We start from the raw sequence: 14,519 nt of genomic DNA, 5'->3' as shown, positions 1-14,519 counted from the left end.
GCCGGCACCGTTAAACGGCACTGGGCCGAACCTGGTTTTCCAGGTCCGGCCCAGTGCCGTTTTTGTATGGGCTGTTACTTACCGAAGCTTCGCAGCCGCAGCGAGTTCGCCACCACCAGCACCGAGCTGGCGGCCATGGCCGCGCCGGCGATCATCGGGTTCAGCAACCCAAGGGCGGCCACCGGGATCCCCACGGTGTTGTAGAAGAACGCCCAGAACAGGTTGACCTTGATGGTCCGCAGGGTCCGCCGGGAGAGCTCGATCGCGGTGGCGACCTGCCCCAGGGAACTGCCCATCACGGTCAGGTCTGCCGCGGCCATGGCCGCGTCCGTTCCTGAGCCCATCGCGATGCCAAGATCCGCCTGGGCCAGCGCGGCGGCGTCGTTCACGCCGTCCCCTGCCATGGCCACTGTGGCGCCCTGCTCTTGGAACCGGCGCACTGCCGCAACCTTGCCTTCCGGGCGGACGTCGGCCAGTACGTCCTCGGGGGCAATCCCGACTTCCCGCGCCACGGCTGCGGCCACGACGGCGTTGTCCCCGGTCAGCAGGACAGGACGCAGCCCAAGTTCCAAGAGCCGTGCCACCGCCTCACGGGAACCGTCCTTGATGGTGTCCTGGAGGCTGATGATGCCTGCCGGGGCTCCGTCGAGGGCAACCACGACAGCGGTGGCACCGGTTTCCTGCTCCCGGCGAAGCACGCCCGCAGCCGACGGATCGAGCGCAATGCCGTTTTCCTCAAGCCAGCCGGGCCGGCCCGCCACGACGCTGCGTCCCTCAACCGTGCCGCGCACACCACCGCCGGGCGAGGACAGGAACCCGCTGACGGGTGCCAGGCCGGGGCCCTGCTCCGCAGCTGCGGCAATGGCGCGGGCAATCGGATGCTCGCCGGCGTTCTCGAGCGAACCGGCCAGGCGGAGCAGGGTATCCTCATCCCCCGCTCCTGAATTCGGAAGCAGCACCGTCCGGGCCACCGAAAGCTTGCCGCTGGTGACCGTCCCGGTCTTGTCCAGCAGGATGGTGTTCACCGTTCGGGTGTCCTCCAGTACCTGCGGACCCTTGATCAGGATGCCCAGCTGGGCGCCCCGTCCGGTTCCGGTCAGCAGCCCTACCGGAGTAGCCAGTCCCAGGGCACAGGGGCAGGCAATGACCAGGACCGCCACGGCAGCAGTGAATGCGCTTTGGAGGTCACCGGCCAGCAGGAGCCAGAGCAGGAAAGTCACGGCGGCGATCACCAGGACAACCGGCACGAACACCGCACTGATCCGGTCGGCGAGCCGCGCGATCGGAGCCTTGCCCGACTGGGCGGCGCTGACCAGCGCACCCATTTGCGCCAGGGTGGTTTCGCTGCCCACCCGGGTTGCCCGGACCAGCAGCCTCCCGGAAGTGTTGACCGTGGCCCCGGTGACGGGATCGCCGGGATGGACCTCCACCGGCAGGGACTCACCGGTGATCAAGGCTGCGTCAATGGCTGACTCGCCCTCCACCACAGTTCCGTCGGTGGCGACCTTCTCCCCCGGACGCACCACGAAGACATCCCCGGGCACCAGTTCGGCGGCCGGGATGAGCACCTCACGGCCGTTCCGCAGCACAACTGCGTCCTTGGCTCCCAGGCTCAGCAGGGAGGTCAGGGCATCGGCGGCACTGGTCTTTGCCCTGGCTTCGAGGTATCGGCCAAGCAGCAGGAACGTGGTGACCACGGCGGCTACCTCGAAGTAGAGGTGGGCCTCGCTCATGCCGGGGTCAGCTGTCAGTCCGGGATCGGCAATCAGCTGGCCCAGGGAGAACAGGTAGGCGGCACTGACTCCGATGGACACCAGCGTGTCCATGGTCGAGGCCAGGTGGCGCGCATTGACCGCCGCGGCGCGGTGGAAAGGCCAGGCGGACCAGAGGACCACCGGCAGCGAAAGTGCCGCAGCGACCCAGCCCCAGTTCGGGAAGGCGAACGCCGGCACCATTGAAACCAGCAGCACCGGAACGGTCAGGATCGCCGCGGTAATCAGGCGCGGGCGAAGCTGCGCTGCGGTGCCGCCGTGTGCCATGTGGTCCTCATGACCGGCGTGGTCCGCCGGTACCGCCACCTTCGCCTGGTAGCCGGCCGCTTCGACAGTTGCCACCAGCTGGTCATCAGTGACACCGGCTGGAACCTTAACCGATGCCGAGTTCAGCGGCAGGTTGACGGTGGCCTGGACTCCCTCGATCTTGCCGAGCTTGCGTTCAACACGGTTGACGCAGGAAGCGCAGGTCATGCCCTGAATGTCCAGCGACACCTCGCGCTCTGCGGCCAGGTGCTGCTGTTCACGGGTTGCCATGATTCTCCTTTCAGCCCACCACTGTGTAGCCGGCTTCTGCCACGGCTTCGCCGAGCAGTTCGGGTGCAAGGGGCTCGCTGGACACAACCACTGCGGTTGAAACCCCATCGGCCACCAGATCCACCCGGACGTCCTGGACGCCTTCGACGGCGTTGACCTCCTCGGTGACCGAAGCGACGCAGTGCCCGCAGGTCATACCTGAAATGCTGAGTTTGGTTTCCATAGCTGTTCCTCCCCTGGCAGGGCCGCGCCCTGCCGGCTCTCCGGTTCCGCGCCGCTAGCGCAGGAGCCGGCCGATTGCGTCTGTTGCTTCCTGGACTTTCGTGTCCACGATTGACGGGTCCCCTGCTTCCTCAGCTTCCCTTGCGGCCGAGACGACGCAGTGGGAAATGTGGTCCTGGACCAGGCCGAGGCTCACGGCGTGCAGCGCCTTGGTGACGGCTGAGACCTGGGTGAGGACGTCGATGCAGTACTTGTCCTCATCAACCATCCGGGCTATCCCCCGGACCTGCCCTTCAATGCGCTTCAGCCGCCGCAGGTACGCTTCCTTGTCGCTGGCGTAGCCGCGCTGTTCTTCGGCCACCTCCACTGCAGCACGTGCATTGGTGTCCACGATCCGACCTCCCGGTAATATCTGGCAACACCTGCGAATCTATACCCCCCGTGGGTATCAGTCAAGTACCCCCTGGGGGTACCTGGATGCCGGTCCCACCTTGTTCGCCGGGGCGCTGGCGTAAGGTGGACGCGTGGGAAAGAAAGAACTGACCAGCGCCGCGGAGGACTACCTCAAAGTCATCTGGACGGCACAGGAATGGACGGACGCGCCGGTGACGGTGTCTGCCCTCTCGGCACACCTGGGCTTCTCTGCGTCCTCAGTTTCCGAGGCAGTGAAGAAGCTGGCCTCGCAGGGGTTCCTCACCCATGCACGCTACGGGTCGGTTGCTTTGACTCCCACCGGCGAGCAGGCCGCGGTGAATATGGTACGCAGGCACCGGCTCATCGAAACCTTCCTGGTTGAGTATCTCGGCTACGGCTGGGACGAGGTCCATGACGAGGCAGAAAACCTTGAGCATGCTGTCTCGGACAAGATGGTCGAGGCCCTGGCGGTGCGCTTGGGGAACCCGGTCCGTGATCCGCACGGAGACCCCATTCCCGCACCCGACGGCAGCCTGCCCGCGCTGGATGCCTCCCGGTTGAGCCACAGCGAACCTGGACAGCTCCTGCGCATTGCGAGGGTTTCGGATAACAGTCCTGAGCTGCTGCGCTATCTTGGCGGCATGGGCCTGGGCCTGGATACAGAAATCAGCGTCCTGGAGCGGCAGGCTTACGCCGGCACACTCACCCTGGAACGGGCCGGCGGACGCGTGGAGCTTGGACTGCCCGCCGCGGAAGCCATCTGGGTTGTGCAGGCCTAAGCGGATTCCCGCTCCAGCGGCAGGTCGAACACAACCTGGCGGCTGATGGGCCTGTAGCCCAGGTTTTCATAGATTTGAAGGGCGCCTGACGGATTCTCGGTGTCCACGCCCAAGCCCGCGTTCTGCATCCCCGAGTCCCGGAAACGCCGCATTGCCTCGGTGAGCATGGCCGGAGCAATTCCCTTGCCACGCCAGGGCCGAAGCACTCCCAGCAGCTCGGTGTACCCCTCGGAATAGCCGAAAATTGCCGGAGACTCCGGGTCGTAGCTGGCCAGTTGGTAGGCGGCAATCTCTCCGGAGGTCCTATCCACCACCACAAAACTCCAGTCAGCGCGGAACTGCGGGTGGCCCACCGTGAACTTCCAGCTCTCGGTATCCCGGGGCTCACTCCCCCAGTGATCCCGGAAAGCTTCGTTGTGGGCCTGCCGCAGCCGCTCGGAAATCTCCTCGGAGAAGGTCCGGAACTCCAGGCCGCCGGCCAGCTGTGCATCGGGGATGTCCCCGTCCAGCGGACGTGTCATCTCGGTGAAGTACCGCACCACGCGCGCACCTGCTGATTCCAGCAATGCCAGGTGTGAAGGGTTGTTGGCTTCCGCATAGCTGCGCAGCACGGGGTTCTCACCATCCCGCTCGTTGACCCGCACCCGGGCCCGGGCGGCCTGCCAGTGGTACACAGCGGCACCTATCCCGCGCCTTCGCCACGCCGGGTCCACCCCGCCGAATCCGGTGGCACGCACTGATCCGGGATTGAGGCTGACCAGCCCGAACGCCCTCGGCACGCCGTCGGCGTCCACCCCCAGCAGGGAGTCCAATGCCGGGTCGTCGCCCCGCCGCTGCAGTGCGTGCTCCAGATCCGCACGGTCCTCGGCCCACCCCGGCTTGTCCACGTCCACCATCCGGCGGATCAGGGCATGCCAGTCATCAAGGTCGGCCTCGGTGATGGCACGCCAGGCCAGCTGGGTCTGCGGTCCGGGCAGCTGTACAGGATTCGTTGAAGCCATGGCTCCTAGCGTAGGGCAAGGCTGCTTTGGGCCGCACCCAGCTCAAGACGGCGCGCGCACCAGGCGGCGTCGGCCGGGTTGTGGGTAACCACCACCACGGTCTTGCCAGCCAGACCGACGGAAAGGTCTGCCATCAGCTGGCGCCCCGCCGCCGGGTCCAGGTGCGCCGTGGGCTCATCCAGCAGCACGATTCCGGCTTCAGTCAGCAGGGCGCGGGCAACTGCCAGCCGCTGGCGCTGTCCGCCGGATAGCCGGTGGCCGCCGTTGCCGATCCGGGTGTCGATGCCGTCTTCCAGCTCCGCGACAAGTCCGCCCAGCCCCACAGCCTCCAGTGCAGCCAGCATTTCTGCCTCGCTTGGAGCGTTGGACCGGTCACGGGCGATGAGCAGGTTGCCGCGCAGGGTGGAGTCAAAGAGGTGCGCCTCCTGCGGACACCAGGCCATGCCGCGGGCTTCACGGCTGAAGTCCGACGCCGGGCGCCCGCCAATGCGGAACTCTCCAGCCTGGGGTTCCAGGAAGCCGAGCAGCACTCCCAGCAGGGTGGACTTGCCGCTGCCGGACGGGCCGGTGACAGCCAGCCAGTCGCCCGGTTCCAGGCTGAGGTCGACGCCGGAGAGCACCTCGCGTGATCCCCCGGGGTAGCGGTAGTGGATTCCGGACAGTTCGATGCTGCCCGGCCGCGGTGCAGCTGGAACGGCAGTGGACGAATCCCCTTCCGTGCCGGGGTCGACCGAATCCGACCCCAGGTCCGGAAGCACCTTGTCCCCAAGCACCCGCCAGGCGGTGAACTGCTGGACTGAACCGTTGACCGCCGCGAAGCACTCCAGCAGGGCCAGCTGCATCAGCACGATCACCGCTGCGACTGTTGCCGGGACGCCCTGCGCCAGGTGCAGGATCCAGAGCGCTGAGCCGGCGCAGGCCAGCGCCGTCATGGCGTTGGCCAGGCCCTGGGCCCAGGCGCTGCGCCGGGCTGCTCCGGCCGCGGCAGCATCCAGCAGCCGCTGCCGCGTCACCACGGGCGTGGCGGACGTGTTGGCTTCCAGGTCACGGGCCGCGCCGAGCAGCTTTGCCATGGAGGCCATGGCCTTCGACTGCAGCGTTACCGTGCGGGCGCGGGCAGCGGCGTCGGCCCAGAGGGCAACGGCCGGGGCTGCAACCAGCCCGATCAGGCACAGGCCAAGCTGCACCCAGATCGCTTCCGGAATCAGGATCGAGGTGGCAATGCACGCTGCCACCGCTGTGACGAACGCCGTCAGCGGAGCGAAGACCACGCGCGGGGCAATGTCGCGCAGCTCGTCGACATCTCCCACCAGGCGTTCCAGCGCTCCCCCGCCGCGGGCCAGCCGGCGCCATCCTTCGGGGCGGTTCAGCAGGCCGTTCCAGAGCCGGATGCGGATGGAGTTGGTGGCGCGGAAGACGGCGTCGTGGAGGTGGAGCCGTTCACGGTAGCGCAGGACTGCGCGGCCGATGCCGAAGAACCGCACTCCCACGATGGCGGTGAGCAGGTACAGGATCGGAGGCTGCTCGGAAGCGCGGACAATCAGCCAGCCGGACAAGGCACTGAGCGCGACGGCGAAAATGGTTGCGCCGGTTCCGTAGGCCAGTGCCTTCAGGAACTGGGGGCTCCAGGGCCGCAGCACCAGCAGGTTCTTCCACAGGGGCTGATGCGCGTAGCCTGCCTGCGCAGTCGAACCGCTGAACTCAGGGAGGACCTCCTGGGACTCCTGATCAGCCGCAGGCTGGATGTCGGGCACCGGCGCGGACTCGGAGGCGCCTTCGCCTACCTTGACCACGGCCTGCGCAAGGGCCGCGGTCCGGCGGTCATGGGCGACCAGCAGGACAGTGCATTCGGGGCTGAGGCTGGCCAGTGCGGATCGAACCGCAGCGGCACTGGTTTCATCCAGGTGTGCGGTAGGTTCATCCGCGAGCAGGACGCTAACGCCGGGAACGTTGCGCACACGGGCGATGGCCCGCGCTACGGCCACGCGGCGCTGTTCGCCGGGGCTGAGGTCTGCGGTGTGGGCGTCCAGCAGGTGCACCGAGCGGATCTCCGCCAGCGCCTGCCCGGCTGCGGTGAGCTGGTCTCCGGGATCTGCCAGTCCGGAATACAGCCCGATTTCGGCAGCTACGGTGTCCTCCACCAGGACCGGATGCTGCGGGATCCAGGCGATCTTGGAACGGTCCACACCGGAGGCGCTCCCGCTGACCTCGATTCCGGCACCGTCCCGGCGCAGGCCGGCCAGCACTTCGAGAACGGTAGTCTTGCCGCTGCCGCTGGGGCCGGTAAGTGCCGCTATGGCTCCGGCAGGCACGGTGAAGGAGAGGTCCTCGATCACCGGTTCGGGCCGCCCGTCGTACTTGACGGTCAGGCCGCGTACGGTCACGCCGCCGTCGTTGGTTTCCGGTTCCCGGGCCAGCGGGCGGGCCGACGGCGCGTCAAGCACGGCATTGGTCCGCTTGAGGGCTTCCAGCCCGTCTTCGCTGGAGTGGTGCGCTGTGCCGAGATCCCGCAGCGGCTGGTAGCACTCGGGAGCCAGGATCAGTGCCAGGAGGCCCAGTTCCAGTGACATGTCCCCGTGCACCAGGCGCACGCCAATGAACACGGCCACCACTGCCACGGAGATCGTGGCGATCAGTTCAAGCGCCAGGGAGGACATAAAGGCCACGCGCAGGGTTTCCAGGGTGGTGACGCGGTAGCGGTCGGCGACGTCGCGCAGCGCCCGGGTCTGGGCACGGGCACGGCCCAGGCCCACCAGCACCGGCAGGCCCTTGGCCAGTTCAAGCATGTTGTCCGAGAGCCGGTTCAGCGCTTCGATGGCCTTCGCCGTCTTGTCTCCGGTGTGCAGGCCGATCAGGATCATGAACACCGGCACCAGCGGAACGGTCAGGACAATCACGACGGCGCTGACCCAGTCGGCGGTGAGGATGCGGACGCCGACCAGGAGCGGCAGGACCGCGCAGGTCACGAGCGCCGGAAGGTACTTGGCGTAGTAGTTGTCCAGTCCGTCCAGTCCGCGGGTCAGAAGGACGCTAAGTGCGCCCGGTCCCATGCCGGGGACGCTGCCGCCGTCGGCCAGGACCCTCTGCGTGAGCTGACCGCGCAGTTCGTCCTTGACCCCGGCCGCGGCCCGCTGCGCCACGGTTTCCTGGGCCCACATCGCCACTGACCGCAGCACCGCTCCGCTGATACCCGTGGCGGCGACGTATCCCCAGTCCGGGCTGCCGGCGGCGAGGCCGGCAATTCCGGCGGCAACACCGGTTGCCAGCAGCACCAGGGCCAGGGCCTTGACCGCGGCGACGAGTCCCAGCAGGTACAGCGCCCGGCGGCTGGTGGCGCTGACCGGAAGGACCGGCTTCACTGGACCTTCACCTTGTGCACAGCGGGGATGGACTCAGCCGTGACGCGCTTGCGGAAGACCCAGTAGGTCCAGCCCTGGTAGAGCAGCACGATCGGCAGGCCGAACACGGAGACCCAGGTCATGACCTTCAGCGTGTAGGGGCTGGAGGACGCATTCTCGATGGTCAGGTTCCAGGCTGCGTCGAGCGAGGACGGAAGGACCACCGGGTACATGGCCGCGAAGATGGATACCGCGCCAAAGAGAAGGAACGCGCCCAGGGACGCGAAGGACAGCGCTTCCCGGCCCCTGAATGCCATCACCCAGGCGACCACCAGGGCAACCACGGCAACGGCCAGCGGGATCAGGGACATCAGCTCGCCGCTGGTGAACTGCACGCCGATGGCCCAGGCAGCCAGCGGCAGCACGCCCACGGGCAGCCAGCGCACGACGGCGCGGCGGGCCCGGGCGCGGATCTCGCCGTCGGTCTTGAGCATCAGGAAGGCGCACGCGTGAACCAGGGCAAAACCGACAACGGCCAGGCCGCCAAGGACTGCCCAGGGGGTGAGCCAGGCGAAGGCTCCGCCCACGCGGTCGCCGTTCTCATTCAGCGGCAGGCCCGTGGAGGTCAGCGCCAGAGCCGCACCTACACCGAACGCGCTGACGAAGGAACCCAGTGCCATTGCCCAGTCCCAGCGGTTGCGCCAGCGGTCGGAGTCCCGCTTGCCGCGGTATTCGATCGAAACAGCGCGGAAGATCAGGCCGAGCAACACCAGTGTCAGCGGCAGGTAGAGCGCGGAGAACAGCGCTGCGTACCAGAACGGGAAAGCTGCGAAGGTCATGGCGCCTGCGGTGATGAGCCAGACTTCGTTGCCGTCCCACACAGGACCGATGGTGTTGAGCAGTACGCGCCGCTCGCGCTCATTGCGGGCGAAGAGCTTCATGAGCATGCCCACGCCCAGGTCGAACCCTTCCAGGAACAGGTACCCAACCCAGAGGAAGGCAATAACAATGAACCAGAATGTTGGAAGCGTCATGTTCTTCCCTTCCTGCTAGTAGGCGAAATCGAGGACGTCGTCGGACTTGCGTCCGCCGGGCTTGCCGTCACCGCTGTCTCCGGTACCGTCCGGCCCGTCAGAGCCGTCACCGTCGTGTCCGTTACCGGGCAGCAGTTCGGGCATGGCGGATGGCACGCCTCCGCGGACGTACTTCGCCAGCAGGCCGACTTCCACCACCAGCAGCGCCAGGTAGATGACCGTGAAGGAGATGACGGAGAACAGCAGTTCCGCCTTGCTTACCCCCGGGGACACCGCCGCTGCGGTGAACATAAAGACGTTGTCTATTCCGGTGAAGCTTGGGTTGGGCACCACAACGAAGGGCTGGCGGCCCATCTCGGTGAAGATCCAGCCGGCGCTGTTGGCGCCGAACGGAGCGAGGATGCCGAACACGGCCAGGCGCATAAGCCCCTTGGACTGCGGCACGGTGCCCTTGCGGGTAACCCAGAGGGCCACCGCGGCAGCCACCGCAGCGATACCGCCGAAGCCGATCATGATGCGGAAGCCCCAGTAGGTCACAGCCATAACCGGCAGGTAGTCGATCTCCTGGCCGGCCTGCTCGCCATACATCGGGTCATCAGGCAGGTGGGTGCCGTAGTTTTCCTGGTACTCCGGGATCAGCGTGTTCACGCCGTCCACAGGCGTGTTGAAGTCGCCGTTTGCCAGGAAGGACAGGACGCCGGGAACCTCGATCAGTGTCTTGACGTCGTCGCAGTCACGGGCACCCACGTCCCCAACGGAGAGGATGGAGAACGAGGTGCCGTTGTGGCAGGCAGCTTCCGCGGCAGCCATCTTCATTGGCTGCTGCTCGAACATCAGCTTGCCCTGCAGGTCACCCGTGATGGCGGTGCCGGCGAACGCTACAACTGCGACGGCTGCACCAATACGGAGCGCCTTGATCCAGACCGCATGGTCGGTCTTGTCCCGCCCAATCGCGGCGTCTTCGCCCACGATCACGCGGCCGTTCTCGTCCACCGTGTCGATGCCGTCGCGGCGCCGCTTCCACAGGTGGTACCAGGAAATACCCAGGAGGAAGCCGCCGGCAACGGCGAATGCACCGGTGATGGTGTGGGGGAAGGCAACCAGCAGGGTGTTGTTTGTGAGCACGGCCCAGATGTCCGTCATGACGGCCCGGCCGTCCACGAGCTCAACGCCAACCGGATGCTGCATCCAGGAGTTCGCTGCGAGGATGAAGTACGCCGAGAGCGCCGAGGCCCCCGTTGCCAGCCAGATGGTGGCTAGGTGAAGCTTCTTGGGGAGGCGGTTCCAGCCGAAGATCCAGAGGCCCAGGAACACGGACTCGGTAAAGAAGGCGAGCAGCGATTCAAGTGCCAGCGGGGCCCCGAAGACGTCGCCGACAAACCGGCTGTACTCGCTCCAGGCCATCCCAAACTGGAATTCCTGGACCAGGCCGGTAGCCACGCCCATGATGAAGTTGATCAGGAACAGCTTGCCCCAGAACTTGGTCAGGCGCAGGTACTCTTCCTTGCCGGTGCGGACCCATGCGGTCTGCAGGGCGGCCACAACCAGCCCCAGGCCAATGGTCAGCGGGACCATCAGGAAGTGATACACCGTCGTAATGCCGAATTGCCAGCGGGCAATGTCCAATGCTTCCACGTGCAGGTCCTTAGTTATGTCATGTTCTACAAGCGGTAGAAAACCCTTCTTCTACGAATCGTAGAACACTAGGCGACACATTTCTACGTGACGTAGAGAACTTCCGAAAAAGTCGGTATTGTTAAGCTCCTCGGCAGGACCCGGCAGGGTCCGCCGTGAGGGACAACCTGCCCGGGGCGAACTCCCGGACCAGGAACCAGAAGAGATAAAGGAAGATGCGGACTATGGCGACTCTTGGAGAGCTCGAGCGTGCGATGATGGACCTCCTCTGGGAGTCCGCCGAGGCGTTGACCGCCAATGAACTCCGCGAACGCCTGGCGCAGAATGACGCGGGACGCGCCGAGGCAAAGGGCCTGGCCGTGACCACGGTCCTCACAGTTCTCTCCCGGCTCGAGAAAAAGGCCCTGGTGGCGCGTGAACGCGACATCCGCCCCCACCGCTACCGTGCAGTGACGACCCGCGCCGAACACACCGCCGAGCTTATGCACGAGGTCCTCGGCTCAGCCAACGACCGCGAAGCGGTCCTGGCCCGCTTCGTCGGTTCCGTCTCGGCAACCGAAGCGCAAACCCTGCGCAGGCTGCTCGACGGCGCCTAGGCCCCCGGTCTGCGCCCCGCATGTTCTGGGCCTCCTATTTTCTCGCTGCACTTGCGGTAATTCTCGCCTGGCCGGTTCCAGTCCTGCTTTCACGCGCCAAGTGGCCGGCCCGGTCGCCGTTCACCGCAATGGTGCTGTGGCAGTCGATCGCCCTTGCCGGCGGGCTGTCGATGATCGGTGCCATGCTGACCTGGGGCCTGGAGCCGATAGCGGACAACCTTGCCCAGGGCCTCCGGGGTCTCTGGAATATCCTCCTGCAGCGGCAATCCGTTGAAGCACTGGGCCTGGTCCATGTGTTCGCCATCAGCGCAGCCGTGCTGCTGAGCGTGCATCTTGTCTTCACCCTGCTGCTCACCTACTACCGCATCGTCTCCGGCCGGCGCCGCCACCGGGACATGCTGAACCTCCTCAGTTCCCCCTCGCAGAACACGCCGGCGACCCTCGTTATCCCCCATCCCTCCCCCGTGGCCTACTGCCTTCCGGGCGGGGCGCAGTCCGTCACCGTCCTCTCGGACGGGCTGATGGATATTCTCTCCGAGGAAGAGCTTTCCGGGGTCCTCACCCATGAGAAGGCGCACCTGAGCCAGCACCACCATCTGCTGCTGTGGGCCTTCGCGGCCTGGCGGGCGGCACTGCCGTGGCTGCCCACCTCGCAGCTCGCCCAGCGGTCCGTGAACGAGCTGATCGAAATGCTGGCCGACGACGAGGCGCTGAAGAAGGTCGACCGGCCAACCTTGATCCGCGCGGTGGCAATCGTCGCCTCCGCCTCAGGGGCAGGCGCTGATACCGCCGCCAGCCTGCCCGGCTCCTCGGTCCCTGCGGTCGCCGGCGGAGGGCTGGACGGCGAAAACGGCATGGCTGCCCGGCTCAGCCGCCTGCTCACGCCTCAGCCGCCGCTGCACCGCTGGGTCAGCGTTCTCATCCAGGCCGCTGCAGTACTGCTGCTCGCCGTCCCCACTGCGCTGCTGTTCGCCCCCGGCCTGATCCACGGCTGACCGGCCGGAAACAGGGCTGCTAGGCGTCGATCCGGTCGCGGTCCAGCATTGCCGCACCGGCGATGATGAACTCCTTGCGCGGCGCGACGTCGCTGCCCATCAGCAGTTCGAACGTAGCCTCATCCACGTGGCGCTCGGCTTCCTCTGCTTCACTGAGGCGGATCCGGCGCAGCGTGCGGTGGCGGGGGTCCATGGTGGTTTCGGCCAGCTGGTCCGCGTCCATCTCACCCAGGCCCTTGTAGCGCTGGATCGGTTCCTTGTAGCGCTTGCCTTCCTTCTCCAGCCGGTCCAGCAGCTGGTGGAGTTCCTTCTCGCTGTACGTGTAAACCATCTCATTGGCCTTGGAGCCATGGTTGATGACCTCCACTCGGTGCAGCGGCGGTACGGCCGCGTAGACCCGGCCGGCTTCCACGAGCGGGCGCATGTACCTGAAGAACAGGGTGAGCAGCAGCGTGCGGATGTGGGCGCCGTCAACGTCGGCATCGGTCATGAAGATCACCTTGCCGTAGCGTGCGGCTTCAAGCTGGAAGCTGCGGCCTGAACCGGCACCCACCACCTGGATCAGGGCTGCGCACTCTGCGTTGGAGAGCATGTCGGAAACGGAGGCCTTCTGCACATTGAGGATCTTGCCCCGGATGGGCAGCAGCGCCTGGAAATCCGAGGACCGTGCCAGCTTGGCTGTGCCCAGGGCGGAATCGCCCTCGACGATGAAGAGCTCGGAACGTTCGTTGTCATCAATCCGGCAGTCGGCCAGCTTCACGGGCATCGACGAGGTTTCCAGCGCATTCTTCCGGCGCTGGGTTTCCTTGTGCACCCGGGCGGAGATACGGGATTTCATCTCCGACACGACTTTTTCCAAAAGCAGTGCGGTCTGGGCCTTGTCGCCTCGGGCTGTTGAGTTGAGCCTGGCCGTGATCTCCTTTTCGACAACCTTGGCCACGATGGACCGCACGGCGGACGTACCAAGGATCTCCTTGGTCTGCCCTTCGAACTGCGGTTCGGCGAGCCGGACAGTCAGCACGGCGGTGAGGCCCGCAAACACGTCGTCCTTCTCGATCTTGTCGTTGCCGGCCTTCAGCTTGCGGGCGTTGCTTTCAATGACTTTGCGGAAGGTTTTCAGCAGAGCCTGCTCGAATCCTGCCTGGTGCGTACCGCCCTTGGGCGTGGCGATGATGTTGACGAAGCTGCGGATGCTGGTCTCGTAGCCAATCCCCCATCGAAGGGCGATGTCCACCTCGCATTCACGCTCCACCTCAGTGATCTTGCTGTGCCCGCGCTCGTCCAGGACCGGGACGGACTCCTTGAACTTCCCTGCTCCGTGCAGGCGCCAGATGTCGGTAACCGGAGCGTCAGCTGCGAGGAACTCAACGAATTCGGAGATGCCGCCGTCGTGGTGGAAGACCTCCTCCACCGGACCGTCTTCCCCGGGGGTTCCGGGAAGGCGGCGTTCGTCGCGCAGGGTGATCCGCAGGCCCGGCACCAGGAAGGAGGTCTGGCGGGCCCGGGCCTCCAGCTCTGTGTAGGAGAACTTGGCGTCCGGGGTGAAGATCTGCCGGTCGGCCCAGTACCGGATGCGGGTGCCGGTGACGCCGCGCTTGGCCTTGCCGACTACCTCGAGCTTGCTGCTCTCCAGGAACGGGGTGAACTTTGCGTCGGGGGACGGCTTGGAACCGGTGTCCGCGAAGACCCCCGGCTCGCCGCGGCGGAAGGTCATCTGGTAGGTCTTCCCGGCGCGGTCAACCTGCACGTCCAAACGGGAGGAGAGTGCGTTGACAACGGAGGCGCCCACACCGTGCAGGCCACCGGAAGCCGCGTAGGACCCGCCGCCAAACTTGCCGCCGGCATGGAGTTTGGTGAAGACCACCTCGACGCCGGAGAGCCCGGTCTTAGGCTCGATATCCACGGGAATGCCGCGCCCGTCGTCATGGATTTCCACGGAGTTGTCCGCGTGCAGGATGATCCGGATGCTCTGCCCGTAGCCGGCCAGCGCCTCGTCCACGGAGTTGTCGATAATCTCCCAGAGGCAGTGCATCAGGCCGCGGGAATCGGTGGACCCGATGTACATGCCAGGGCGCTTCCGGACAGCCTCAAGGCCCTCGAGGACGGAAAGGTGCCGGGCGTTGTACTCAGTATCCAGGGGGACCACGGTGCTGAACTCCTAGGGCCGGGAAACGGCCTTGTTATGCGTCGGAAAGC

Annotated in this window: 11 protein-coding genes; 3 read left to right on the top strand and 8 right to left on the bottom strand. The window is 66.2% G+C overall.

Annotated elements, in window-relative coordinates:
• Positions 1–74: 74 nt before the first annotated feature.
• From ABFX29_RS10950 to ABFX29_RS10940, 3 genes are read right to left on the bottom strand one after another with little or no spacing between them, the layout of a single operon-like run.
• A complete protein-coding gene (locus ABFX29_RS10950; RefSeq protein WP_152229120.1) occupies positions 75–2,309 on the bottom strand; it encodes a heavy metal translocating P-type ATPase in 2,235 nt (744 codons plus the stop codon).
• Between the two features lie 10 nt (positions 2,310–2,319).
• A complete protein-coding gene (locus tag ABFX29_RS10945; RefSeq protein ID WP_152229121.1) occupies positions 2,320–2,532 on the bottom strand; it encodes a heavy-metal-associated domain-containing protein in 213 nt (70 codons plus the stop codon).
• A gap of 54 nt (positions 2,533–2,586) precedes the next feature.
• Positions 2,587–2,922 (bottom strand): metal-sensitive transcriptional regulator, encoded by a 336-nt coding sequence (locus ABFX29_RS10940; RefSeq protein ID WP_275124673.1) that lies wholly within the window; start codon positions 2,920–2,922, stop codon positions 2,587–2,589.
• A 133-nt stretch (positions 2,923–3,055) separates the two neighbouring features.
• Here ABFX29_RS10940 and ABFX29_RS10935 point away from each other — a divergent pair, with 133 nt between their 5' ends.
• The gene (locus tag ABFX29_RS10935) at positions 3,056–3,724 is read left to right on the top strand and encodes a metal-dependent transcriptional regulator (RefSeq protein ID WP_152229123.1); all 669 of its coding nucleotides are present in this window, start codon (positions 3,056–3,058) and stop codon (positions 3,722–3,724) included.
• On the opposite strand, the gene ABFX29_RS10930 is transcribed toward ABFX29_RS10935, so the two are convergent.
• Genes ABFX29_RS10930 through ABFX29_RS10915 form a run of 4 tightly spaced genes read right to left on the bottom strand, consistent with a single transcriptional unit; the run spans position 3,721 to position 10,732 of the window.
• Positions 3,721–4,725 (bottom strand): GNAT family N-acetyltransferase, encoded by a 1,005-nt coding sequence (locus tag ABFX29_RS10930; RefSeq protein WP_246167682.1) that lies wholly within the window; start codon positions 4,723–4,725, stop codon positions 3,721–3,723. The two genes, ABFX29_RS10935 and ABFX29_RS10930, sit on opposite strands and share 4 nt — an antisense overlap.
• 5 nt (positions 4,726–4,730) lie before the next feature.
• Positions 4,731–8,084 carry a thiol reductant ABC exporter subunit CydD gene (gene cydD / locus ABFX29_RS10925; RefSeq protein ID WP_152229124.1) on the bottom strand — a complete coding sequence of 1,118 codons (3,354 nt, stop codon included), beginning with the start codon at positions 8,082–8,084 and terminating at the stop codon, positions 4,731–4,733.
• Positions 8,081–9,097, bottom strand: a complete 1,017-nt coding sequence (gene cydB, locus ABFX29_RS10920; protein ID WP_152229125.1) for a cytochrome d ubiquinol oxidase subunit II — start codon at positions 9,095–9,097, stop codon at positions 8,081–8,083. The genes cydD and cydB overlap by 4 nt, the downstream gene beginning before the upstream one ends.
• Positions 9,098–9,112: 15 nt before the next feature.
• Positions 9,113–10,732, bottom strand: coding sequence for a cytochrome ubiquinol oxidase subunit I (locus ABFX29_RS10915; RefSeq protein WP_152229126.1), 1,620 nt, complete (start codon positions 10,730–10,732; stop codon positions 9,113–9,115).
• 224 nt (positions 10,733–10,956) lie between these two features.
• Between ABFX29_RS10915 and ABFX29_RS10910 the strand changes: the two genes are divergently transcribed.
• Both ABFX29_RS10910 and ABFX29_RS10905 read left to right on the top strand, forming a co-directional pair.
• On the top strand, positions 10,957–11,328 hold the full coding sequence (locus ABFX29_RS10910; RefSeq protein WP_055241689.1) for a BlaI/MecI/CopY family transcriptional regulator: 372 nt from the start codon (positions 10,957–10,959) through the stop codon (positions 11,326–11,328).
• A 20-nt stretch (positions 11,329–11,348) separates the two neighbouring features.
• Positions 11,349–12,323, top strand: coding sequence for a M56 family metallopeptidase (locus ABFX29_RS10905; protein ID WP_152229127.1), 975 nt, complete (start codon positions 11,349–11,351; stop codon positions 12,321–12,323).
• A 19-nt stretch (positions 12,324–12,342) separates the two neighbouring features.
• Here the strand turns inward: ABFX29_RS10905 and ABFX29_RS10900 are convergent, their stop codons facing one another.
• Entirely contained in the window at positions 12,343–14,469 is a 2,127-nt protein-coding gene (locus tag ABFX29_RS10900) for a DNA gyrase/topoisomerase IV subunit B (protein ID WP_152229128.1), read from the bottom strand.
• Positions 14,470–14,519: the final 50 nt, after the last annotated feature.

The sequence above is a fragment of the Arthrobacter gandavensis genome, from assembly GCF_039528575.1.
GTDB classification, from domain to species: Bacteria; Actinomycetota; Actinomycetes; order Actinomycetales; family Micrococcaceae; genus Arthrobacter_B; species Arthrobacter_B citreus_B.
The sequence above is the reverse complement of the archived record's forward strand: the minus strand, read 5'-3'. Positions and strand labels throughout refer to the sequence as shown.